We start from the raw sequence: 22,010 nt of genomic DNA, 5'->3' as shown, positions 1-22,010 counted from the left end.
CCCCATGGCGGGATAGCCGCGATTATCCGATGACCGACAACGTGCTGCGCATGGCCTTCATCGTCGTGGCGGTGAGGCCGGGCAACTTGTCGGCCAGTTCACGGCATTTCTGCGCGTCACCGGCATCGGCGGCGGCAGTCATGCCCTGCAAAACGGCGTGCACCTCGGTCGCGCCGATCACGGCGGCGCCGCCGGCGCAGCGATGCGCTTCGGCGCGGGCGGCGGTAAAGTCGCCTTTCCCGACAGCGTCCAAATAGATCGGCAGCACCTGTTCGGCGTCTTGATCGAACTGGTCGATATATCCACTCAGCGACTCAACATCGAGCATCTCGATCAGGCCATCAAATACGTCCTTGTCTATCATGGCTGCAGTTAGTTCCTCTGTATCTGTTGCATCCCGCCCGGCACACTCAGCCGCTGATCTGGCCTTTTGAAGGTCATTGAACAGCTGATCCAGCATGTTCATCCGCAGCGGCTTGGTGAGAACCCGATCCATGCCGGCATCCAGAAACTCTTTCATGTTTTCCGGCTGCGCATGCGCAGTCACCGCGACGATCGGCGCTTTCCGGCTTTTGCCGAATTCGCGCAGCATCCGCGTGGCCCCGACACCGTCCAGCCTTGGCATGCTGATATCCATCAGGATCAGGTCGTATTCCTGGCCACGGCCAAGCGAAACGCCTTCCAGCCCGTCGGCGGCTTCGGCCACGGAGTGCCCCTTAGCATTCAGCATATCCACCAGCATGCGCCGGTTGATCTGATTGTCTTCCACAACAAGGATATTCATACTCGTCGGTTTCTCTGCATCTTTGGCACTTCCGCTTGCTGACATTAAACAGTTTTCGTCATCGACCGCTACCCTTGGCAGAGTAACTTCGAGGGTAAATTCGCTCCCTTCTCCCGGGATGCTTTCCACGTCGATCCTGCCCTTCATCAATTCCGCCGAATGCTTCGCGATGCTCAGACCAAGCCCGGTTCCCGATTTGAATCTGGAATATGATTCACTGATGGTTTCGAAATCGCCGAAAATACGGTCGATATCTTCGGGGCGGATACCAATCCCGGTGTCGGCGACGGTCGCACGCAGTTTCAGGTCATCCGTCGCGCGGTCCGCGGCGTTCAGCGTCACCCTGACCACCCCGCCGGTGGTGAACTTCAGCGCGTTGGAAATGAGGTTCCGCATTATCTGCGAAAACAACCGCTCCGCCCCTTTGACATAAAGTGTGTCGGGCAGATCCGTTTCCAGTGTCAGGGTGTTGCGGTTCAAGCGGGCCAGTGAGGCGCTGCGCTCCACCAAGTCGCGCAGGATCGGCACCGGGGCGAAAGCCGCGGCGCCGACCGCGACGCTGTTCAGCTGGTCCAGCCGGGTCAGTTCCAGAACGTTTTCGACCTGTTCCAGCGCATCGTCACCGCAACGTTCGATGATTTCGGTCAGTTCGATCTGACGTTCGTTCATCTGGGTGGTTTCGCGCATCAGGTCGAGGCTGGCCAGAATCCCGTTCAGCGGCGTGCGCATTTCATGGCTCATCGCCGACAGGAACCTCGACTTGGCGCGCTCGGCCTGCAGGGCCTCATTGCGGGCCTGCATAAGGTTGCATTCCCGTTCGGTCTGATTGGACACGTCGCTGATCGAAGCGATCAGCAATTCCCCGCCAACATCGTCATACAGGACGCCGAATCCCACCTCGATCGGAAAAATCGTGCCGTCGGCTTTCTTGCCATTCAGGTCCAACCGCCGACCGTCGCGGAACCATTTCGCCTTTTCCTGCAGCCAACAACCGATCCGCGACTGCATCTCGTTGGCCGGAAGTTCGCTGACGATGATATTGGTGAACAGGCGCCCAATGGCGTCTTCCCGGCTCAGGCCGAACATCTTTTCCGCTTCCCGGCTGAAAGCCACCAGGCGTCCCTCGGCATTCATGATCACCGAGGCATCACGAGATGTTTCAACCACCGCCCGGAGGTTGTCGTTCACCCGCGAAATCATATCGTTCTTCTGCCTGAGCTTCAGCAACAAGAAACCGTCCAGAACGATCACCGCCGACAGGAAGAACAGGATCGCGCCGCCCGCGACCCCGACCTGTTTCAGCGCCTTCAGAAACGCATCGTCGCCTTCGCTCAACTGGGATTGCACCCAGGCCACGACGTCCGACAAGGCAGCCGTCTTGATCCGGTCCGCATCCTTGACGGCCGCCTCGAAAGGTCCCAACCGCGTCTTCAATTCCGCATCGGGCAACCCGGTAAGTGGCAGATATTTGGCGATGAAGTCGACCTGCGACGTGACAAGCGCATCCAGTTGCGCCGTGATCAGTTCGGAATGCTCCTTCCGCGTCCGGTTCAAATCGTCGATCCGGGCCTCAACCTGCCGGATTTCTCGACGCACCGCGTCAAAGGCCGGATCACCCGGCGCCGCATTTTCGGCGGCTCCGATCGCGTCGAGCAATTTCGACAAATCCAAACCAAGCTCGGCCGAAACCCAGTGGACGTAATGCGCCCGTTCCTGGCGATACTGCTGGACATCTGAAAGCCGCCAGACCGCCTGCGCGAGAAAAAAGGCCGCCAATAGCACTGAACAGATCAACCCGAGACAAGCGGCCCAAATCCATTTCTTGCTGTCTTGCTCCAGGGCTCTGTATTCCCCGAACATAGTAATCCTCGATTCATTCGGCCGGGCTATCGGCCAGCAATGCTGTTTCACGGGATCTGGATAACCAAGCGACGACGTTTCAGGTGCCACATATTACCGCCACGAAAGGTCCATTCGAAAATCGCCTTGGCGGTCACATCGACAGGCTGTGCCGAGCGCTCCTTTCCCGTTGTGAAAACGTGTCAGTTCGAATGCATTGAACACCGTACCGACAACACCGTTTCACCCTATTTATTTAATAAAATCGGTCGCATCACATGATGCGGCCGCGTAGATATTTTCACAATTATGCCCCGGCCATCTTGGCATGGGCTTTTTTAAAGAACGAGCTTTGCGCACGCTTCATTCGACCCGAAACACGGACGACACGTCGCGCATACCAACTATCGAATAAGGTTGACCTCGCTGCATACCGGTGCTGAAAACGGGACGAGCCAAACCGGTTCCCCCCGATAATATCCAGGCGCCAGCTCCCAAGACGCTGCGGCATCCTGTTTCCGCAATGGCAGCACGAACAAGCGCCGCAGCAGAAGCAAGAACCGATACAATGCGCAGCGACAACGGATGCATGGAATGGGGCCTTATTTTTAATGACCGCAAGGCTATGGTCACTCTTTCGGCCTGACAATATATCCTTCGGCCTGTTCGTACATACTTTAGTATGTTTATTTGCGATTTCCCGCTTGTGATCTGCTAAACAGATGCTCTAATCGAAAGAAATGGTAAAACATCCTTCCGATTGGCCGTCCTCATAGACGAGTGAATAGTTCCTACGGCTGAAGGTAAAAGAGGTCCCAATGAACGATACCAGCAATAAAATCCGTGTTCTAATCGCAGATGATCACGGCATGATCCTGGACGTTTTGTCGATGTTTCTGGCCACCCAGCCCGATATGGATGTGACCACGACGACGGACCTGGACGGGGCGCTCTCGGCGATCACTGAAAACGGCGGCTACGACGTTGTCCTGCTGGATTACAACATGCCGGGCATGAACGGCACGCAGGGGCTGACCCGGGCCATCAAGATGAACAAGAACCGGCCCGTCGCGATCCTGACCGGGACGCCGACGCGCCGCATCCTCGATGAATCCCTGGCAAAGGGCGCAGCGGGCCTCGTGCCCAAGACGATGCCGGCGAAAAGTCTCGCCATCGCGATCCGCTTCATGCATGTCGGTGAAACCTATGTGCCGCTTGACCTGATGCGCGAAGACAGCACCGATTCCGGTGATGGCGTGGGCAAGCTGAGCGCGCGGGAAAAGACGGTTCTGGAATGCCTCGGCGAAGGCAAGCAGAACAAGGAAATCGCCAATTCGCTGCAGTTGTCGGAAGCGACGATCAAGATGCATGTGAAATCGATCTGCAAGAAGCTGAGCGCGAACAACCGCACCCATGCGGTGATCACCGCGCGCGATCAGGGCCTGCTGTAAGCGCCCTCTCCTGATCTGGAATTGCCGGGCCAAGGATTTTCTCGAATCCTCTGGCATGCGTTTCCGTGGTTTCTTGAAACGCCTTGCCGTAATCGCGAAAAGCGGGTTTCACCCCGCCTCGAAACGGCTCGCGGCGCCTGCCATGCCGGCACGCACCGAAACATGTGAGCTGACGGACTATCAGAACGCGCCTTTCATCCGGTCCCGCAAACGCCCGATCGCGGCCTTCTTGATCTGCGACACACGGCCCGTGGTCACCCCCATGATCGCCGCGACTTCGTAGATGTTCATTTCTTCCACGTAGTAGAGCTGCAGCACCAACGCTTCGCGTTCGGGCAGTTCGGCCACCGCCTTTTTCATGATGCCACGGATCTGCTGATGCTGGGTGGCGTCCTCGGGATTTACGCTGTTGTCCTCGAACAGTGCCGAATGATCGGAATAGACCTCATCCAGTGACTGGGTCTTGTTGGCCTGAAACCGGGCTTCCCAACTGAGGTAGTCGCTCAGCGGCATGTCCAGTTCGTCGGCCATTTCCTGTGGCGTCGGATCACGGCTGAGCTTCTGCGCCAGGTCGCGTTCGGCGGCGCGGGCCTTCTGCTGCATCGAAATCGTCGATCGGCACAGGTTCGAATTGCGCCGCAACAGGTCGACAATGGCACCGCGCACCCGGATCGCCGCATAGGCCGAGAAACTGACCCCTTCCTGCACGGTATAACGCCGGCTGGCATCGATCAGCCCCAGGTATCCCGCCTGAAGAAGATCGTCGATCTCCGCGAACTGACCAACCCGCCCCATGAAATGCCAGGCCAGCTTGCGGACCAGCGGCATGTGCTCTTTGACAAGAGTGTCCGGGTCAGTGGTCGTTTGGGTATACCCCTTTTGCACAATCATTACCGTCCTCACTCAAACTCTTGCCGGGTCGCGGAATGGCGGCTGTGAAACAGCGGCGCGGCCATCGGCGCGACGCATTCCTCCTCCGGCGCGGCGATCCATCCACGCATCCATCCGGTTACCGTTTCGGCATTCACCTGGCTCAGGTTGTCGAGGATTGCCTCCCCTTCGCTGACCCAGGCCACCTGCCAGTTAAATTGCAAAAGACATGCCACCAGTTCCGCCGGGATCGGTTCCTTTTCCGGGCTGCACAGCATCAGCTGCATGTCCATCCCCGCCCAGCCGTTCAGAACCTGTTCCAACCTGCGACGGCCATAGACGCTGGGAAGAACCAACAGCCCACGGTCGCCGTCATGCTGGAACGTGGTCGCATATTCGCGCGCCTTGACGGCGTCGTCCGGCAGCAGAACGATCTGCGACCCGGGAACGTTGTCGGGCAGGTTGCGGCCGACGCTTTCATCGACAAGCGACACCGTCAGCCCCAGCAATTCCGCTTTCGACGCCAGGAAGGCCGCATCGGCGCGCGCTTCCGACCCCATCACGTAAAAAGAGGGCTTCGCTTCGCCCGCATCGAGCTTGCGCATGGCGAGACGAATGGCCGCCAGCGCCTTCTGACGCATATCGGGACCGGCCAGCCAGAACCGCCCTGCCCCCAAGGCTTCGGTGACGCGCACCGGGATCAGGCTGGACACGATCGCCTTGCTGAGACCGATCAGCTGATGGCTGCGTTCGAAATAGTCCAGATCCTCGCGCACCGCATCGACGACATGGGCCGGCAGTTCCGGGATCGGGATGTCGAAGGCCCCAAGACCGGTCACCCGTGGTTGCGCATCGCGCTGTTCGGGCGCAACCATCGGCACAACGACGGAGGAGGCCGGGTCGGCACCGCTTGCCTCGTCTGCCGCGATCTGGGCCGCCTCGACGAGGGCGTCCACCTTCTCTTCTTCCAGCCGACGTTTCAGCAGAGCTTCGAAGGTCGATGGCGTGGTGTCGAGGATCGGGTTCGCATCGGTCGCGGATGCTGCAGCTACATCCTTGCGATGGGCGGGAACCGCTTCTTCGGCTTCCAGCGTAGCTTTTATTTCGACCATGCCGTTTCGGCGGGACGTCGACAGGATCAGCGCGTCTGGACCAAGTTGCCGGACCACTTCATCCATGGCCAGACTACTGTCGGCGGCGCGAACGGTGATGGTTTTGCTCATGAGATCCTCTCCTATTGACCCATGTTCGGCACGGCGTCATGGCCACCGATGGTAGACACGACTTCGATACGGCGGCCTTCGGGCAGCTCGTCCAGCCCCAGAACAACGCAGTCGAGCGCGTGCATCCGGGTGAAGGCCGCCAGCGGACGGCGCAGAGCGCTGGCCACGATGACGATCGGATGGCGGCCTTCGGCGGCGAGCTGTTCGCCGATTTCCGACAGGCCACCGACGATTTTCTCGGCCAGCCCGTTATCCACCATCAGCGCTGTCCCGCCCTGCGGGATCGAGCGCAGCAACAATTGCTCCAGGTCCGGGCTGAGGGTGATCAGTGGCAGCGGCTGGTTGACCGGGACGATCTGCTGCAGCATCTGCGGCACCAGCGACGGGCGCAGCCGTTCGGCCATTTCCATCGGCGACAGGCCCATTCCCGAAATATCAGCCAGCCCTTCCAGGATGCGGCGCAGGTCACCCACCGGGATGCGTTCGGTCAGCAGATGACGCAGCACCGAGGTCAGCGTGTGCAGCGGCACCAGCTTATCGACGACGGTTTCGACCAGGGTCGGGCTGGACCGATGCAGGATATCCAGCAGGGTCTTCACGTCGTCGGGACCGATCAGTTTGTCGGCATGCTGGTAAATCAGCTGGCTCAGATGCGTCGCCACCACGGATTCGGGTTCGACCACGACGTGATCGTCGGCCTCGGCCTCGGCCTGCTGGTGCGGCATGATCCATACCGCATCCATGCCGAAGCTCGGGTCCTTGCATTCGATGCCCTTGAGCTTGCGCCGCGACATGCCGCCGGGCAGCGCCAGCTTGCGGTCGGGATAGACGCTGTCTTCGCCGACGATGGCCTGGCCGATTTTCAGACGGTACTGGTTCGATTGCAGGTTCAGGTCGTCGCGGATGCGCACGCCGGGCACCACGAAGCCCATTGCCTTGGACGCATCGCGGCGCACCCCGGTCACCGAAGACACAAGCGGGCTGTTATCGCCGCCGTCGATCAGCGGGATCAATCCGTAGCCGATCTGGATCGAAATCTGGGCATAGTCAGTCACGTCGCCGGCGGTGATGGTCGACGACGGCTTGACCGCATCGGCCTGTTCCAGTTGTTCGGCCACCGCCTGTTCCTGCTGCGCGTCTTCGGCCTTCTGTGCATCGCGGTTCTTGGAATACCAAGCCGCGCCGCCCGCTGCCGCGGCAGCGGTCAGGAACATCAGGTTCGGCATGCCGGGCACCATGCCCAGAATGCCCAGAACCGCAGCCACCGGCACCCAGGCGCGCGAGATATTCATCTGCGCCCCGATATGGGACGCCATGTCGGCGGTCGACGACACCCGCGTCACGATGATCGCGGTGGCGATCGACAGGAGAAGCGACGGGATCTGTGCCACCAACCCGTCGCCGATCGAGAGCAGCACGTAATTCTGCGCGGCGTCCCCGATCGCCATGCCGTGCTGCGCGGTGCCGATGATGATGCCGCCGATGATATTGGCGGCCAGGATGATGATGTCGGCGACCGCATCGCCCTTGACGAATTTGGATGCACCGTCCATCGCGCCGTAGAAATCGGCCTCGGTGGCGACATCGGCGCGGCGTTCACGGGCTTCTTCGGAGGTCAGGATACCGGCGTTCAGGTCGGCATCGATCGCCATCTGCTTGCCCGGCATCGCGTCCAGGGTGAAACGCGCCGAGACTTCGGACACCCGCCCGGCCCCCTTGGTGATCACCATCAGGTTGATCACCATCAGGATGACGAACACCACCAGGCCGACGGCGAAGTTGCCGCCGATCACGAAGGCGCCGAAGGCCTCGATCACCTTGCCCGCCGCGCCCGATCCGCTGTGGCCGTCGGTCAGGACGATCCTGGTCGAGGCGACGTTCAGCGCCAGCCGCAACACGGTTGCGATCAGCAGCACGCTCGGAAAGCTGGAAAAATCCATCGGCCGGTAGGAATGCAGCGACACCATCAGCACCAGCAGCGCCAGCAGGATGTTGAAGACGAAGAACACATCCAGCAGCAGCACCGGCAACGGCAGCACCATCATCGCCACCACCGCCAGGATGCCGAACGGCAACGTCATGCCGGCGAACCGGTTGGTGACGTGCTGCGAACCGCCTGGCCCCATGTTGGCGTGGATCTCTGCCATGTGCTTTCGAACCTTCTGATCAATCCGTGTCGGACGCGTATTCAGGAATGAAAGTGCAAGTCCCGTGCCAGTTGCGGGCAAAGTTTTTTCTTTTCTGGAAGGCAGCCCGGACGGCCTTGGCACAGGGTTTGCAGATACCGGGCCAAAGGTCCTTTCGCATTCGAGGAGTACACCCGATGTCCCGCAAATCCCCCGCCCTGCCCCTGATCGGCACCGCGCTGACGCTTGGCATGACGATTTCAGGCTGTTCCGGACCGCAAAGCGCGGTTCAGGCGCTGCCGAAGAAACCCGCGGAAGCGACCGAGGCGCTTGCCGTCACCAAGGACAATCTGGATGCGCTGTCGGGCAAGCAGACCAAGCCGCTGGCCGCCATTGGCCAGATGTTCAAGCAGGCCCCCGCAGCGGTACAGATCACCGGTGTCGGCTATTCCCAGATCAGTGCCCAGCCCGGCAAGACGCTGAATGAACGCCGCCTGATGGCGATGCGCGCGGCCCGGCTCGACGCGATGCGCGACCTGACCGAACAGATCCACGGCCTGCAGCTGAGCTCGGACACGACGATCCGGGATTCCGTGATCCGCAGCGATTCCCTGCGCGGCGTCGTCGACGGTGAAATCCGCGGCGCCAAGACCCTGCGGATCATTCCCAAGGGATCAGACAGTTTCCAGGTCATCATGGCGCTGGAACCGGACACCGTTTCCTATATCCTGCGCGCCGCCCGCGGACAGGTGTAAGCGATGATGCGCGTGCGGGTCCTCCTTCTGGCTCTGATCTACCTGTTCGGCCTGCCGCTTGCGGCGTCGGCGCAAGCGGTGTGGGTCGAGGTGATCGGCCATGCCATCGCCACGGATGCCAAGGACAAACCCGCCGCGCGCCGCCGGGCGCTGGCCGACGCGCTGATCTCGGCCGGGATGGCCGGCGGGGTCAGCATGAAAGGCCACACGGTGGTCGACAAGGGCCGCGTGGTGCGCGACCTGACCATGATGCGCGCCGCCGGGCGGGTATTGCGCTATGACAACCTTGGCGAGGCCTGGGCCGGCAACACGATCCAGATCCGCCTGCGGGCGCTGGTCGCGCCGCTGGAAGGACCGGCCTGCGGCCCGCGCCGTCACCTCGTGCTGGTGGCGCTTGCGCCCAATATCCGGACATCGCCCAATGCGCCGGCATGGGCTGCGACGTTGGGGGCGGAACTTTACAGCGATGCGCTGGAACGGCTGGGCCGCAAACGGTCGGTCACGCTCGACAAGGTGCTGACCACAGCCCAGCAACCGATTTCGAAGACCAAGAACACCTCGATGAGCTATGCCTCCCTGACGCGCGGCGACGTGCGCCTGCAGGGCGGCGACACACAGCTGGCGACATGGTTCGAAATCGACACCGAATACGGCGCCGGCAAGGGCCGGCAACTGGTCATGCGGGTGCAGATGCAGCTGATCGAAGGCACCGGTCAGATCACCGAACGCACCCTGTCGAACGCGGTCAAGTTGCCCGGAACCGGACCGATTTCATCGGCCCTCGGGGCGCGGCGCCCGAAACTGAAGGCGAAACTGGCCGAGGGCTTCGTCGAAATCCTCGAAGGAATGATCGACATGGCCACCTGCACCCCGGTCGCGGCCCATGTGCGCCGTGCCGGAAATACGCTGTCGGTCCCGGTGGGCAGCCGTCAGGGATTGAGCCGTGGCGCACTGGCCTTCACCGAAAACCCGGCCTCGGATTTCGAAGCGCTTGAAATCGTCAAGCTGACCCGCGACCGCGCCACCCTGCGCCCGCTTGATCCCGCCCTGCCGCTGTCGGCCTTCGATGGCCGGATGGTGCGCTTCGTCGAGGCGGGCAAATGAGGCTTGCCAGCGCCCTTGCATTGACCCTGCTCACCGCCACGGGCGCCCGTGCGCTGGACGACGGTGCGCAACCCGCGTTTCCCAACGGCATCAGCGGCACCGAACTGCACCGGATCGTCAGCCAGGCGATGCAGGCGCAGGGCCTTGCCGGCAGTCCGGAGATCGCGGCGAAGCGAAGTTTCCCCCCCTGCAATCACGTTCCCGAAATGCGGCCCGCCAACGGCAATCGGTCGCTGCTTCGGTTGAGCTGCAACGCGCCGCGCCCGTGGACACGTCACCTGCGCAACACCGCGGGCAGCCCCCGCTATGTCCCCGGCAACGACGCCAAGCCGCAAATGGACGGCCCCGAAGTGGTCAAACTGGCCCGCAGCCTGAAACGCGGCGCGGTGATCACCAGGGCCGATATCGAACTGGCCCCTTCGGGCGGCAGCGCCGGGCTTGGCGCGTTCACCGACCCCTCCGACGTGGTAGGCCGGAAACTGACCGCGAATGTCGGCGAGGGCCGCGTTTTGCAGGCCCGTCAGTTGGAACAAAATTGGCTGATTACGCGCAACATCCCCGTCGAAATCGGGTTTCAGACCAACTCGGTGTCGGTCAGTATGCCCGGAATTGCCTTGGAAAACGGGCAGTTAGGGCAAATGATCGACGTAAAAAACAGCTCCAGCGGCCGTGTTTTAAAAGCCATCGTCGCCGGACCACAAAAAGTGCAAATAAATGCTAAAACCCAGTGAAGCTGCGTCGTTAGTATACTCGAGAAATGACAACTTTCGGACAGGAGAGAGAGCTATGGTCGATCCGATCAAGATATCGCCCAATGCCTCGGCAACACGGTCTGTATCATCCGGCACACCGCAGACGAAAGCCGCGCCGGCTGCTCCTCAGAAAGCTGGGTCGGTTGCGGGGGCAAAAACCGATGCAGTTTCGCTGAGCGCAACCGCCAGCACGTTGCCGGGCGAACTGAAAGCCGGGCCGCCATTTGACACCGAAGCGGTAAACCGCATCAAAAACCAACTCGCCGAAGGGAAATACCCTGTCGACGTGGACAAAATCACCGACAGTTTGTTCCAGGGTTATATGGAACTGGCGGGCTAAGCGGCAAAGGCAAGAATATGACCACTGTTCAACTGATCCATCTCGGTGCTAGCGCTGTACTTCTCGTGTCGGCATTCGTGGTTCTGGGCTATCGTTTCAAGCTGCGCAAAGCCTATGAAGCGCGCGACCTGTCCACGGCAGAACTGCTGGATGCGCTGGAACACCGGCTGGAAGCTCAGTTCAAGGCACAAGCCGCCCTGATCAACGATCAGAACAAAAAGATCGCGAAGATCGCCAGCCAGGTATCCACCCTGGCCGATGAACGACTGGTGGAACAGGCGATTTCGATCGCCCGCATGGGGGGCGACCCGGAGCATATCAGCACCTCGGTCGGTCTGACGCTGGACGAAGCGCGCACGTTGCACCGCTACCGCCAGAACTGATCCCGAAGACATTTCATTGAATGATTACTGAAGAAGGCCGGTTTTCCCGGCCTTTTTTTGTTTTGTCGGATCGTTTCTCCTGCTTCCCCCGCTTACCGGCGCTCCCGGCTTTTCCGAATAGGGCGATCCGTGATTTCGGGCGCCCTTACCCGCGCCCGCCTCGGACAGGGCTGGAGAAGAAGCAGCCTTTCAGAAGGATCCAACTATGACGGAACGCCCGAATTCGACCAGCTGAATGGCGGGTCAGCGGCGCGGTCCAATACCACAAACAAAAAAAGCCGGGCCAAATGCCCGGCTTTTTCCACATGTTTTCAAAGTCACATGATCGGAACGACCGATGCGCCAGCGGCCAGCCGCAGCGCCCAGGCTTCTACATCGTCCTCGAACACCTTGTGGATCGAGGGCCGCGACTTGACCAGCGATGCAATCGCCAGTTCCTTAAAATCGCGGTGTTCTTCCACCAGTTTCGGATCAACCTCTTCCCAGCTCATGTCGGGCAGGCGCACCTGGGCCCGCTTGCCGTCCGAGGACAGGCGCACTTCCCAGTCGAACCCGAACAGCGTCAGCGAAACCCTGCCGCCAGCTCGGAACGAACCGCTGCGACGGATCATGTGCATGCCGACATAGTCGTGCAGTGCGTCACGGGTATTGCGCACCACCTCGGCCGCGACCGGACGCCAGCCGTCCTCCAACCCCGCCCGAAGCTGTTTCCACGGCGTTTGCGGATCGGGGCGGAAGGCCAGCATTTCATGACTTTCCCCGGCGGCGACCGGATCGGTCAACACGGTTCCGACTTCGAACGCCGTTTCACCGATTGTCAGTTTGGCAAAAGGCGCAGCCTCAATGTCCTGCCCCGGCTCGGCACTTGCGTTTTCAAGCGCTGCAGCGGGTCCGGCGTCGTCAAAGGTCGGATGGTGTACCGTCATCAGTGCCTCCTCAACAGAGTAGCATAATCGTCTGAACTTAAAACGACGCGCCGGATCGTTTTTTTACCGCAACCGGGGGATTTTAATCCGTCCGAAACCGCCCGAATGGCACGAATGATGCAGTCAGGTTTCCGGATAGATACGGAGTGTGCAATGAGCACGGAACAACCAGATACGAGTGAAGCCATCAAGATCGCGCTCGCTGCGGCGGACACCGCCAGCGATGCTGCGGTCCTGGCGGAAGACACCTCGAATATGCTGAGCGACAAGGCCGACTGGGTCGACCGCAAACTGATCCCGGCCGGGATCGGTGGCATGATCGGCATCATCATCTGCGCCGGGATCAGCGCGATGGTCTATTACCGCACCCTGGGTGATTTGCGCACGGCACGCGACACCCATGTCGAAGCACTGCACCTGTTCACCCAAAACGTCAATCAGCTGAAAATGGCGGTTGAAACGGCGCATGAACTGATCGACGGGCAATCGGCAGAACGCAGGGCGGTGATGGCGGCGCTCGATGGAATGAACGAAAAGATCGACACGCTTGGCCTGCAGCTTGCCGAAACCACTGCCGTGACCAACGCCGCGCTTGGCGAGGGGCCGGAAGGTTTCGCCGGCCATCTCAGCACCATGCTGGAACCGCAGATCGGCGGTGCCCGCGATGATGTCATGGCAGGGATTTCCGACCTGCAGCTGGCCCTGTCGCAAAAGCTGAACACGCTGGCCAACCAGATCATCGCCGCCGGGCCGGTAACGGCGCCCTCGACCACCCGGCTTTCGGCGACCGCCAAACCCAAGCCTACGCCGCGCATCCAGCAGAAGCCCAGGACGGTGATCAAACCGCGCAGCAAACCGACAACGCGCAGCACGACCCGCACGACCGCGTCGAAATCGTCGTCGAACCCGTTCAGCTACCCATGATACATCCCAAGCCGCCCGAGCAACCAGCCGAAGTCCACCTCGAACTGACCAGGGTCAGCGGCATCGGGCAGTCGCTGGGCCTGCGCCCGGGCGACAAACTGGTCGGACTTGACGGCATGCCCTTTACCGACGGCGCCCGCGAACTGGCGCGCCGGTTTTCCCCCATGGAAACCAAGAAGGTCGCGCTGCATTTTCAGCGCGCCGATCTGGACCTGACCGTAATCAGCGTCACGCCCATGCTGGGGCGTTGGCGCCCCTGCCCCGCCGTGGGCAATCCCAAGCTCCCCCAGATCGACACCGACCGGGTCGAGAACTGGGAAGTCCTGCGTTCGCAAGACGGCCGCTACGACCTGTTCCGCCACCGCGCGTCACCGCTGATCTGGTTTGCGGCACCGATCTGGCTGGCCCATATGCGTCTGTGGCCCTATCTCGGCGGGATGATTGCGCTGGTCATGTTGGGCTGGCCGGCAGGTTGGTGGGCTTCGGCGCTGCTTTACGTGCTGGCCTCGGCCTATGTGCGGCGCAACTATGCGCAATTGATCAGATCCGACCGGCTGGCCCGCGGGCTGGTTCCCTTTGCGGTCGTCGCCGCCCATTCGGAATCCGCGGCGCACGCCACCTATGCAAACATGGAACCGGATGACCGCTTCGCATTCGGGAACGCGTCGGTGCCGCCAGCGGCCCCGAAGGTCCACCTGGACGATGCCGGCGAACATGCCGAAGCCGAAGCGTGAATGTCAGGATGGAATGGCGCTGCTCGGGAAAGGCTTTAACTTAACCACCCAAGGCCATAATAGAACTATGAAAACCAACCAGGCCGCCCAAGGGAAGCTGCGCTTGATCCGCGCATGACCTCTGTCTCAGTCGGCCTGCAGCAACGCGTTGCGACGGCGCTGGAACGACGACGGGATTTTCAGGATATCGCGGTATTTCGCCACCGTGCGACGGGCCAGATGGGTGCCCTCGGCGGTGATAATCTTGGCGATCGCATCGTCGCTCAGCGGGCTGGTGGCATCTTCTTCACGCACCAGTTGCTGAATCCTGTGACGCACGGCGGCAGCCGATTCGCCGCCTTCGCCCTCGTCTTTGCGCAGCGACGCGGAAAACAGGTACTTCAGAGGGAACGTCCCCTGCGGGGTCTGCATCAGCAGGTCGGTGGTCACCCGGCTGACGGTGCTTTCGTGCACGCCGACAGCTTCGGCCACGTCTTTCAAGGTCATCGGAACCAGTCCGGCCGGCCCTTTTTCCATGAATTTCGACTGCCGGCGCAGGATTTCGGCGCCAACGGCAAGCGTGGTCTGGTTGCGATGCGCCACCGCGCGGCGCAGCCACAGCGCCACCGACAGCGTGTCGTTGACATATTCGCCATGCGCGGCCTTCAGGGCGGCCGCTTTTTTCTCGTTCACCATCACGCTGGGCAGCGTCGATTTGTTCAGATCGACCTTCCAGCCCTCTTCGGCGCGGGTCACAATCAAGTCGGGTGCGCGCTGCGGTGCCACTGCACCGTTGAAATCCGCGCCCGGCTTGGGATTCAGGCTGCGCAGCAGCTTCAGCGCCGGGCGCAATTCATCCATGTCGCAATTACACGCCCGCATCAAACCTTTCAGATCTGCTTGCGCCAGTTTCGGCAGGTTTTCAAGCAGCGTGCGGAACAGCGGTGTCATCACGCCCTGATCCTCGGCCTGCAGCGCCAGGCATTCCGCCAGCGAACGGGCAAAAAGCCCCGATGGTTCGACCTGTTGCACGCGGACCAGCCAATCCTCGGCCTCTTCCATCGAAACGCCAATGCGTTGCGCCAGCATTTCCAGCGGTTCGCCTAGCCAGCCGCTGGGTTCCAACGCCTCGAGGAAAACGTCCGCGGTCAACCGCTCGGCCGGATCGGGAAACAGCATGTCGAACTGGACCGACACGTGGCTGTAAAGCGACTGATCGTGTTCCTGGATACGGGCAAGCATATCACCCTGATCCATCCCGCCGCCGCGCGATGTGCTGCCAACGCCGCGCATCGACTGGCTATCGCCCGCCGCGCCCGATTTGACCTCGATGAAGGGATTGTCTTCGGATTCGCTTTCGATCACCGAATGCAGATCGACATTACTATACTGAAGAAGGCAGATCGCTTTTTGAAGCTGCGCGGTCATGACGACCGATTGGCGCTGCCCGATACTCTGAACCGTTGAAATATGCATTAGGCTTCTCCTTGTCGGCAAGGATGCTGCCCATTTTAGCCCCAAACAACGTAAAACGTTTGACCTAGCCTTCAGGAGGTACCCCACCAAAAAGTATGGGCAGTTAACCTACTGTTAAAAAAGAATTTCGGCGCCGAAGCGCCGAAATCCTGTCTTTAGTGTCAAATTTCCGTCGGGATGCGCGATTATCCGCGCAGCAGCTGCATCACGTTTTGCTTCGACGAGTTGGCCTGGGCCAGCATCGCGGTCGATGCCTGGCTGAGGATCTTGCCGCGCGCCAGCGAAGTGGATTCCTTCGCGAAGTCAGCATCCATGATCCCCGAACGGGCCGCTTCGACGTTGACCGAGATGTTGGTCAGGTTCGAAATCGTGCTGTCCAGACGGTTCGAAACCGCACCCAGCTGGGACCGTGCCTGGTTGATCTTGGTCAGTGCGACGTCGATCACCTTGATCGCGTTCGAAGCGCCATCTGCGGTGCTCAGGTCGATTTCAGCAACCGAGTCCAGGGCAGACGAGTTGCCAGCTGCTTCGAAGAAGCTCGCACCCGGGGTGACGTTAACAGAACCAACCGAGAAGCTCTTGGTCGAGGTCATCGAAACCTGGCCGGTGACGTAGCCGTCAGTGGTGGCAGCGGCCAGAGTGGTAACGTGAACGCCTGCAGTTGCACCAGCGTCGGTACCATCGGCATTCAGCGCGGTCATATCCAGAGTAGTGGCACCAGCATCGGCAGTGGTGTAGTTGGTCAGCTCGATATCATTACCTTCCTTATCGGTCATGATGATTTCGCTGTTGTTGGCGCCCATCTTGGCGGTCACACCGGTCTGGCCCGACTGGTTGTTGATCGCGTCTTTCAGGCTGCTCAGATCGGTGGAATCCGAGATGTTCACGCTGCCGATGGAGATACCGTTGAGGTCGAACGAAACGGTCGTTGCGCCAGTCAGGCCCGACAGTTTGGCATTCGTAACCGCGGTTGCTTCGACGCCGGTATCTGCCTTGACCGCGTTGACTGCAGCGGCCAGATCCTTGGCCGACTGACCTGCGGTGGAGGTGATGGTCGACGAACCGGCATAACCGGTGATGGTCATTGCGTTACCGGCGGCAATACCGGTGTCACCCACGCCCGATGCCAGCGACACGGAAGTGTTCACGGTGTGTGCACCGATGTCGGTTGCTGCGGCGCTGTCGACGTCGATGGAGATGGTCTGACCCGCGTCAGCACCGATCTGCAGCTGCTTGCCGTTGAACGAACCATCCAGGATTTTCATACCGTTGAAGGTAGTATCCTTGGCGACGCGGTTGATTTCGGTGATCAGCTGCGTGCCTTCCAGTGCCAGGTTCTGACGGTCGGAAGAGGTGTTCGTGTCGTTCGCGGACTGGATCGACAGTTCGCGCAGACGCTGCAGCATGTTCGAGATTTCGACGTGCGCGCCTTCGGTGGTGTCCACCAGGTTCTTACCATCGGTTGCGTTGCGGACCGCTTGGCCCAGACCCTTGATCTGTGCGGTCATCTTTTCCGCGATCGCCATGCCGGCAGCGTCGTCCGATGCTGCGTTGATCCGAAGACCCGAGGACAGGCGTTCCATCGAGGTCTGCATTTCCATGTTAACGCGCGACATGGTTGCTTGTGCCGAAAGCGCGCCGATGTTGGTGTTGATAGTAGTCATGGGTAGTCTCCTAGAGTTGGCTAGCGCTGCCCTGCGCTTGGAAATACCAACGTCGCCCCGCAAAAAAGTTTAAAAGAAATTGCCCAAAAACATTGTATCCATTTGTTTTTATTCATTAATTATTTGTGCCAACCTGTTTAATCCCTATTCCATGAGGCTTGGTACGCTTCTTGCTCAACTCTATCACGTATAGTGAATGGAGCACTCACATGGATATCGCATCCCTTGTAGGGCTGATCGGAGCGGTTGGCATGATCGTCGGATCGATGATCGTCGCCGGCGGTCTGGGCCCCTTCATAGATGTCCCTTCTATTTTGATCGTATTCGGTGGCACATTCTTCTCTGTCATGTTCACCGCACCGATGGGCACTTTCCTCGGCAGCTTCGGTTCGATGGCCAAGGCCTTCATGCCCAAGCTGCCCAAACATGCCGCCCTGGTGGAAACCATGGTTGACCTGTCCAACATCGCCCGCCGCGAAGGCATGATGGCGCTGGAACGAAAGGAAGTGCCCGACAAGTTCTTTGAAAAGGGACTGCAGATGCTGGTCGACGGGGCCGACGAGATGAAGATGGTCAGGCAGCTACAGAAAGAGATCAAGTCGATGCGGGCCCGGCACGAGGCGACGCAGGGGGTGGTGAAAAAGTGGATCGACATCGCGCCGGCAATGGGGATGATCGGCACGCTGATCGGTCTGGTCCAGATGCTGGGCAACATGGAAGATCCCAAATCGATCGGCCCGGCGATGGCGGTGGCGTTGTTGACCACGCTCTATGGCGCGTTCCTCGCGAACGTGATTTTCGGCCCGATCCTGGCCAAGCTGCAAACCTACAGCATCGATGAGGTGATCTACCGCGAACTGGTGGTCGAAGGATTGCGCAATATCGCCAAGGGTGAATCCGGTCGCAACGTGCAGGATCAGATGGTCGCGTCATTGCCGCCGAAAGTCGCTCAGAAGCTGCTGGCAGCCTGATCTATATAGTAAGGACAGAAAATGGCGAAGAAACCGATTCCTCTTCCGGTTCAGCCGGTCGACAAAGAATTGTACGACGAATGCCCGAAGTGCCCGCCGGTCGGTTCCCCTGCATGGATGTCGACCTTTGCGGATATCGCCATTCTGTTGATGGCGTTTTTCGTTCTTATCCTGTCCTTCGCCGAATTCAATCAACCCAAGTTCAAGATGATTTCCGGGTCGCTTCGGGAATCCTTCGGAGTTCAGCGCGAAATCCCGGTGATGGATCAGCCGCGCGGCACCACCGTTCTCGAGCTGAAGTTCAGCCCTTCACCGGAACCCTCGATTGCACCGACCCTGACCCAGGACACCACCACGACCGAGCAGCCCAATATCCGTTCGGACGTGGACGAACGGCAGAAACGCAACAGCTTGAACAACAAGCTGTCGGATGAAGAACACAAACGCCGGATCGCCGAGATGCTGAAACAGGCGTTGGAGAACGGCAATTTGCTCGCCCATATCGAGAATGACCAGGTGGTTCTGGATTACCAGCCCGGCACCAATGCCTTCGACCAGACCGATCCGACATCCCAGTCGACGTCCCAACGCACCCCGAGCGACCGCGACCAGACCGATCAGTCCCAGACCGATATCGCCCAATCCCAGGGCGTGCCGAACACCGAAGAACTGCTGGCCGAGGTGGTGCAGGAACTCAACACCATGGCTCAGGCCGCCATGGCGCAACAGGCAATGGAAACCCAGCTCGAGGGCGATTCCGCCGCTGAGGGCGAATCCACCGACCCGACCGGCGAGGATGGCGAGGGAAAGGCCGCGGTCGCCAGCGACAAGCTGCAGGTCGCGTTACGCCGCGAACTGGGCCAGGGCCTGGTGGCGGTCGAACGGCGCGAAGGCAAGGTTTACGTCACCGTCGGCGCCGGCGGCGCCTTCCCGTCGGGACGCGCCGAACTCACGCCCGAAGCGCGCGGCATCATGGAACGCATCGCCTTCGCCGCGATGAGCGATGCCAGCACCATCACCGTGACCGGTCACACCGACGACGTGCCGCTGAACCCGTCCTCGCCCTACCGCGACAACTGGGGTCTGGCGGCGGCCCGGTCCGCCAGCGTGGTTCGGGAACTGGCGGCAACCGGGTTGCTGGCCCCCAACCGCCTGACCGCGACCAGCGAAGGCGAAAGCAATCCGATCGCCGACAATTCCACCCCGGAAGGACGTGAATTGAACCGCCGGATCGAAATCGAAATCAGCTTCTAGGCCGCCCCGGCCCGGCAGCGCGTCCTAAACAATTCCGCCCCGCTGACGTTTACGCGGGAAAGGGGTGATAGACATGACCGATCTTCTGAGCGCGTTGAACACCAACGGCAGTGGCCTGAACATCACGTCGCTGGCCAAGAGTCTTGCCGCAGCAGAAACCGCACCACGGCGTCAAATCGTCGAGGGTCGGATCGAAGAGACCGAAGTGTCGATCTCGGCCATGGCCGAGGCGCGTTCGGTGCTGGAGGAGCTGCAGAATTCCCTTTACGTGATCACCGATGAATCGCTGATCCAGACGAACAGCGCCAGCTCGGCCATCACTGCGACGGTCACCGATGCCAGCAAGGTCGATGCAGGCAGCGTCAATGTCGGCGTTGTCGCCCTGGCTAAGGAACAGGTGCTTCAGTTCCAGGGGTTCGCCAGCGAAGACGCCGTGGTTCAGGGCGGCACGATCAACATCGACTTTGGCGTCTGGACCACCGATGTCCCCCCGGTGTTCTTTGCCGGCGACCGGCCACAGGTGAACATGACGGTTGCCGATGGAACCACGCTGAAGGACCTGGCAACACAGTTCAACGATATCGCCGGTATCGAAGCCAGCATCATCAACGTCGGTGACGGCACTTATACACTGGGGATTCTCAGTGAGACCGGCGGCGCGAACGCGCTGAGCTTCAGCGTCAACGCGACTGGCACGAGTACGAGCTCCGTGACATCGGTTGCCGGCCTGACCGCCGGGAATGCGCTCACCGACACGCAGATCGCTGCGGGAACTTCGCTGGACATCACCGGGTCTGTCGGGACGACCACGATCACTACCACCGCCGGCATGTCGGCCAAGGACCTTGCAGATCAGATCAACGCGACCACGGCCAGCACCGGCGTCGATGCAACTGCTGTGACCAACGCCAAGCTCTCTGGGCTGACCGCCGCGACCGACGTATCCTTCTCGCTCAACGGGACAGCGATCGGCCCAGTGACCATCGCGGATCCCACCGACCTGACCGGGCTGCGTGACGCGATCAACGCTCAGACCGCCCTGACCGGTGTGACCGCCACCTTTGGAAACACCAATGGTGAAATCGTCCTGACCGACAGCGCAGGCAACGACATCGCGCTGACCGGATACGACACCAGTATTAACGATACCGGCCTGACCATCGAGACGCTGAATGCTGACGGTTCCGCCACGGGAAAGACTGCCACGCTGCTGGATACCACCGGCCCGGTCAACTCTGCCTTTGTCACCGGTCAGGTCTCGATGTCCTCTACTGAAAGCTTCACTGTTGCTGACAGCGTAACGGGTGACACATCCTTCTTCGCCACGGCTACGACCTCCTCCACAGTGACTTCGGGGCCGGATATCGCCTTAACCGATTTCGAACTGAGCTCTGCAACCATCGATGCCCACCAGGTTCGGGGCGCTTCCGATGCGGTGATCGAATATAACGGCATTCAGGTTTTCCGGGAAACGAACGAAATCGATGACCTCATCGACGGCGTTACGCTGAAGCTGAACGACGTCACACCCGGCGACGTCGCGATCACCACGGAAATCCAATACGACGAAGCCCTTGCCCGCGCCCAGGTTCTGGTCGCCAAGCTCAACGACGCGATGGAGTATCTGAACGAAAAGACCAGTCGCGGCATTTTCCAGGGAACCGAACCAGGCGACCTGGTCGGCGAAGTGACCATCGAAGCGGTCAAGACCGGCATCCGTTCCATGCTGCGCACCGGGATCGAAGGCTTCGGTGATGAAACCTATTATCTCAGCGATTTCGGCATTTCCCAGAAACTCGACGGAACTCTGGAGCTGGACGAGAAAGTGTTCGAAGAAGTAATGCTGGCATCCCCCGATAAGGTGATGGCACTTTTCGAATCCACGACAACCGCGTCGGATTCCAATGTCATTGTCGCCGGCGAACCACCGCAGAACACCCCGTCCGGAACCTACACATTCCGCCGCGACCCGGTGAGCGGAGCGGCCTATCTGGGCGATACCGAACTGACCTCACTCTTCCCCGGCACGGATGTGACCTTCTTCCTGGCGGCGTCGGGCGACATGTCTGGGGTATCGCTGACGGTCCCCAACACCGTCAATGAATTCGAAGTCACCTTTGGCCGCAGCTGGGCCGACGCGTTGATGGGCCGTATCAATGATGCGCTCAGTGAAACCGGCGCAATCTCAAGCCGTGAACTCGCACTGCAAAACAACTTGGTCAGCAACGAGGAAGAACTCGTTGATCTGGATGACAAATACACCACGGTCGAAACCCGCTACATCCAGAAATTCACCGCGATGGAAACCATGATCACCCAGCTGAACAATACCGGCAGTTACATAACCAGCCTGCTGGATGCCTGGGCGGCAGAAGCGAACGGCTGATTTTCAGCGCTAGGTATTTACACTTCCCCAACTCCCTTCGGAAACAGAGGCCGCTTCCTTCCCGAAGCG

18 protein-coding genes are annotated in these 22,010 nt (G+C 60.4%); 11 read left to right on the top strand and 7 right to left on the bottom strand.

Annotated features, from left to right (window positions below):
- Positions 1-22 precede the first annotated feature (22 nt).
- On the bottom strand, positions 23-2,566 hold the full coding sequence (locus tag IT775_RS00890) for a hybrid sensor histidine kinase/response regulator (RefSeq protein WP_212699180.1): 2,544 nt from the start codon (positions 2,564-2,566) through the stop codon (positions 23-25).
- An 875-nt stretch (positions 2,567-3,441) separates the two neighbouring features.
- Here IT775_RS00890 and IT775_RS00885 point away from each other — a divergent pair.
- Positions 3,442-4,074 (top strand): response regulator transcription factor, encoded by a 633-nt coding sequence (locus tag IT775_RS00885; protein ID WP_212699179.1) that lies wholly within the window; start codon positions 3,442-3,444, stop codon positions 4,072-4,074.
- A gap of 180 nt (positions 4,075-4,254) precedes the next feature.
- Here IT775_RS00885 and IT775_RS00880 read toward each other — a convergent pair whose 3' ends face one another.
- The 3 genes from IT775_RS00880 to flhA are packed head-to-tail and all read right to left on the bottom strand — an operon-like array spanning position 4,255 to position 8,314.
- Positions 4,255-4,965, bottom strand: a complete 711-nt coding sequence (locus IT775_RS00880; protein ID WP_212699178.1) for a sigma-70 family RNA polymerase sigma factor — start codon at positions 4,963-4,965, stop codon at positions 4,255-4,257.
- Between the two features lie 8 nt (positions 4,966-4,973).
- Entirely contained in the window at positions 4,974-6,167 is a 1,194-nt protein-coding gene (locus IT775_RS00875) for a hypothetical protein (RefSeq protein WP_212699177.1), read from the bottom strand.
- Positions 6,168-6,178: 11 nt separating this feature from the next.
- Complete coding sequence (gene flhA / locus IT775_RS00870; protein WP_425519529.1) at positions 6,179-8,314, bottom strand: flagellar biosynthesis protein FlhA; 2,136 nt, start codon at positions 8,312-8,314, stop codon at positions 6,179-6,181.
- Positions 8,315-8,490: 176 nt separating this feature from the next.
- On the opposite strand from flhA, the gene IT775_RS00865 reads away from it, so the two are divergent.
- Genes IT775_RS00865 through IT775_RS00845 form a run of 5 tightly spaced genes read left to right on the top strand, consistent with a single transcriptional unit; the run spans position 8,491 to position 11,627 of the window.
- On the top strand, positions 8,491-9,048 hold the full coding sequence (locus tag IT775_RS00865) for an LPP20 family lipoprotein (protein ID WP_212699176.1): 558 nt from the start codon (positions 8,491-8,493) through the stop codon (positions 9,046-9,048).
- A 6-nt stretch (positions 9,049-9,054) separates the two neighbouring features.
- Positions 9,055-10,152 (top strand): hypothetical protein, encoded by a 1,098-nt coding sequence (locus tag IT775_RS00860; RefSeq protein ID WP_212699175.1) that lies wholly within the window; start codon positions 9,055-9,057, stop codon positions 10,150-10,152.
- 20 nt (positions 10,153-10,172) lie between these two features.
- The gene (gene flgA, locus IT775_RS00855; RefSeq protein ID WP_212699174.1) at positions 10,173-10,883 is read left to right on the top strand and encodes a flagellar basal body P-ring formation chaperone FlgA; all 711 of its coding nucleotides are present in this window, start codon (positions 10,173-10,175) and stop codon (positions 10,881-10,883) included.
- Positions 10,884-10,938: 55 nt separating this feature from the next.
- Positions 10,939-11,244, top strand: coding sequence for a flagellar biosynthesis anti-sigma factor FlgM (gene flgM / locus IT775_RS00850; protein ID WP_212699173.1), 306 nt, complete (start codon positions 10,939-10,941; stop codon positions 11,242-11,244).
- Positions 11,245-11,261: 17 nt separating this feature from the next.
- A complete protein-coding gene (locus tag IT775_RS00845; protein WP_212699172.1) occupies positions 11,262-11,627 on the top strand; it encodes a hypothetical protein in 366 nt (121 codons plus the stop codon).
- A 317-nt stretch (positions 11,628-11,944) separates the two neighbouring features.
- On the opposite strand, the gene IT775_RS00840 is transcribed toward IT775_RS00845, so the two are convergent.
- Positions 11,945-12,553 carry a hypothetical protein gene (locus IT775_RS00840; protein WP_212699171.1) on the bottom strand — a complete coding sequence of 203 codons (609 nt, stop codon included), beginning with the start codon at positions 12,551-12,553 and terminating at the stop codon, positions 11,945-11,947.
- A 153-nt stretch (positions 12,554-12,706) separates the two neighbouring features.
- On the opposite strand from IT775_RS00840, the gene IT775_RS00835 reads away from it, so the two are divergent.
- Positions 12,707-13,477, top strand: a complete 771-nt coding sequence (locus IT775_RS00835) for a hypothetical protein (RefSeq protein WP_212699170.1) — start codon at positions 12,707-12,709, stop codon at positions 13,475-13,477.
- On the top strand, positions 13,474-14,211 hold the full coding sequence (locus IT775_RS00830) for a hypothetical protein (protein ID WP_212699169.1): 738 nt from the start codon (positions 13,474-13,476) through the stop codon (positions 14,209-14,211). The genes IT775_RS00835 and IT775_RS00830 overlap by 4 nt, the downstream gene beginning before the upstream one ends.
- Positions 14,212-14,337: 126 nt before the next feature.
- On the opposite strand, the gene rpoN is transcribed toward IT775_RS00830, so the two are convergent.
- Both rpoN and IT775_RS00820 read right to left on the bottom strand, forming a co-directional pair.
- Positions 14,338-15,666 carry an RNA polymerase factor sigma-54 gene (rpoN, locus tag IT775_RS00825; RefSeq protein WP_212699168.1) on the bottom strand — a complete coding sequence of 443 codons (1,329 nt, stop codon included), beginning with the start codon at positions 15,664-15,666 and terminating at the stop codon, positions 14,338-14,340.
- Positions 15,667-15,851: 185 nt separating this feature from the next.
- Positions 15,852-17,330, bottom strand: a complete 1,479-nt coding sequence (locus IT775_RS00820; protein WP_212699167.1) for a flagellin N-terminal helical domain-containing protein — start codon at positions 17,328-17,330, stop codon at positions 15,852-15,854.
- Between the two features lie 209 nt (positions 17,331-17,539).
- Between IT775_RS00820 and IT775_RS00815 the strand changes: the two genes are divergently transcribed.
- From IT775_RS00815 to fliD, 3 genes are all read left to right on the top strand, one after another.
- Entirely contained in the window at positions 17,540-18,301 is a 762-nt protein-coding gene (locus tag IT775_RS00815; protein ID WP_212699166.1) for a motility protein A, read from the top strand.
- A 21-nt stretch (positions 18,302-18,322) separates the two neighbouring features.
- Positions 18,323-19,555 carry an OmpA family protein gene (locus IT775_RS00810; RefSeq protein ID WP_212699165.1) on the top strand — a complete coding sequence of 411 codons (1,233 nt, stop codon included), beginning with the start codon at positions 18,323-18,325 and terminating at the stop codon, positions 19,553-19,555.
- 73 nt (positions 19,556-19,628) lie between these two features.
- Positions 19,629-21,941, top strand: coding sequence for a flagellar filament capping protein FliD (gene fliD / locus IT775_RS00805; protein ID WP_212699164.1), 2,313 nt, complete (start codon positions 19,629-19,631; stop codon positions 21,939-21,941).
- The last annotated feature ends 69 nt before the right edge of the window (positions 21,942-22,010 follow it).

The sequence above is a fragment of the Thalassovita aquimarina genome (genome assembly GCF_018219815.1).
GTDB classification, from domain to species: domain Bacteria; phylum Pseudomonadota; class Alphaproteobacteria; order Rhodobacterales; family Rhodobacteraceae; genus Thalassobius; species Thalassobius aquimarinus.
This window is presented reverse-complemented; position numbering and strand designations above follow the sequence as displayed.

Excerpts from the sequence above, each read along its gene's own strand:
- IT775_RS00885 (WP_212699179.1), top strand. The coding sequence starts at position 3,442 with ATGAACGATACCAGCAATAAAATCCGTGTTCTAATCGCAGATGATCAC.
- IT775_RS00880 (WP_212699178.1), bottom strand. The coding sequence starts at position 4,965 with ATGATTGTGCAAAAGGGGTATACCCAAACGACCACTGACCCGGACACT.
- IT775_RS00875 (WP_212699177.1), bottom strand. The coding sequence starts at position 6,167 with ATGAGCAAAACCATCACCGTTCGCGCCGCCGACAGTAGTCTGGCCATG.
- flhA (WP_425519529.1), bottom strand. The coding sequence starts at position 8,314 with ATGGCAGAGATCCACGCCAACATGGGGCCAGGCGGTTCGCAGCACGTC.
- IT775_RS00865 (WP_212699176.1), top strand. The coding sequence starts at position 8,491 with ATGTCCCGCAAATCCCCCGCCCTGCCCCTGATCGGCACCGCGCTGACG.
- IT775_RS00860 (WP_212699175.1), top strand. The coding sequence starts at position 9,055 with ATGCGCGTGCGGGTCCTCCTTCTGGCTCTGATCTACCTGTTCGGCCTG.
- flgM (WP_212699173.1), top strand. The coding sequence starts at position 10,939 with ATGGTCGATCCGATCAAGATATCGCCCAATGCCTCGGCAACACGGTCT.
- IT775_RS00845 (WP_212699172.1), top strand. The coding sequence starts at position 11,262 with ATGACCACTGTTCAACTGATCCATCTCGGTGCTAGCGCTGTACTTCTC.
- IT775_RS00840 (WP_212699171.1), bottom strand. The coding sequence starts at position 12,553 with ATGACGGTACACCATCCGACCTTTGACGACGCCGGACCCGCTGCAGCG.
- IT775_RS00835 (WP_212699170.1), top strand. The coding sequence starts at position 12,707 with ATGAGCACGGAACAACCAGATACGAGTGAAGCCATCAAGATCGCGCTC.
- IT775_RS00830 (WP_212699169.1), top strand. The coding sequence starts at position 13,474 with ATGATACATCCCAAGCCGCCCGAGCAACCAGCCGAAGTCCACCTCGAA.
- rpoN (WP_212699168.1), bottom strand. The coding sequence starts at position 15,666 with ATGCATATTTCAACGGTTCAGAGTATCGGGCAGCGCCAATCGGTCGTC.
- IT775_RS00820 (WP_212699167.1), bottom strand. The coding sequence starts at position 17,330 with ATGACTACTATCAACACCAACATCGGCGCGCTTTCGGCACAAGCAACC.
- IT775_RS00815 (WP_212699166.1), top strand. The coding sequence starts at position 17,540 with ATGGATATCGCATCCCTTGTAGGGCTGATCGGAGCGGTTGGCATGATC.
- IT775_RS00810 (WP_212699165.1), top strand. The coding sequence starts at position 18,323 with ATGGCGAAGAAACCGATTCCTCTTCCGGTTCAGCCGGTCGACAAAGAA.
- fliD (WP_212699164.1), top strand. The coding sequence starts at position 19,629 with ATGACCGATCTTCTGAGCGCGTTGAACACCAACGGCAGTGGCCTGAAC.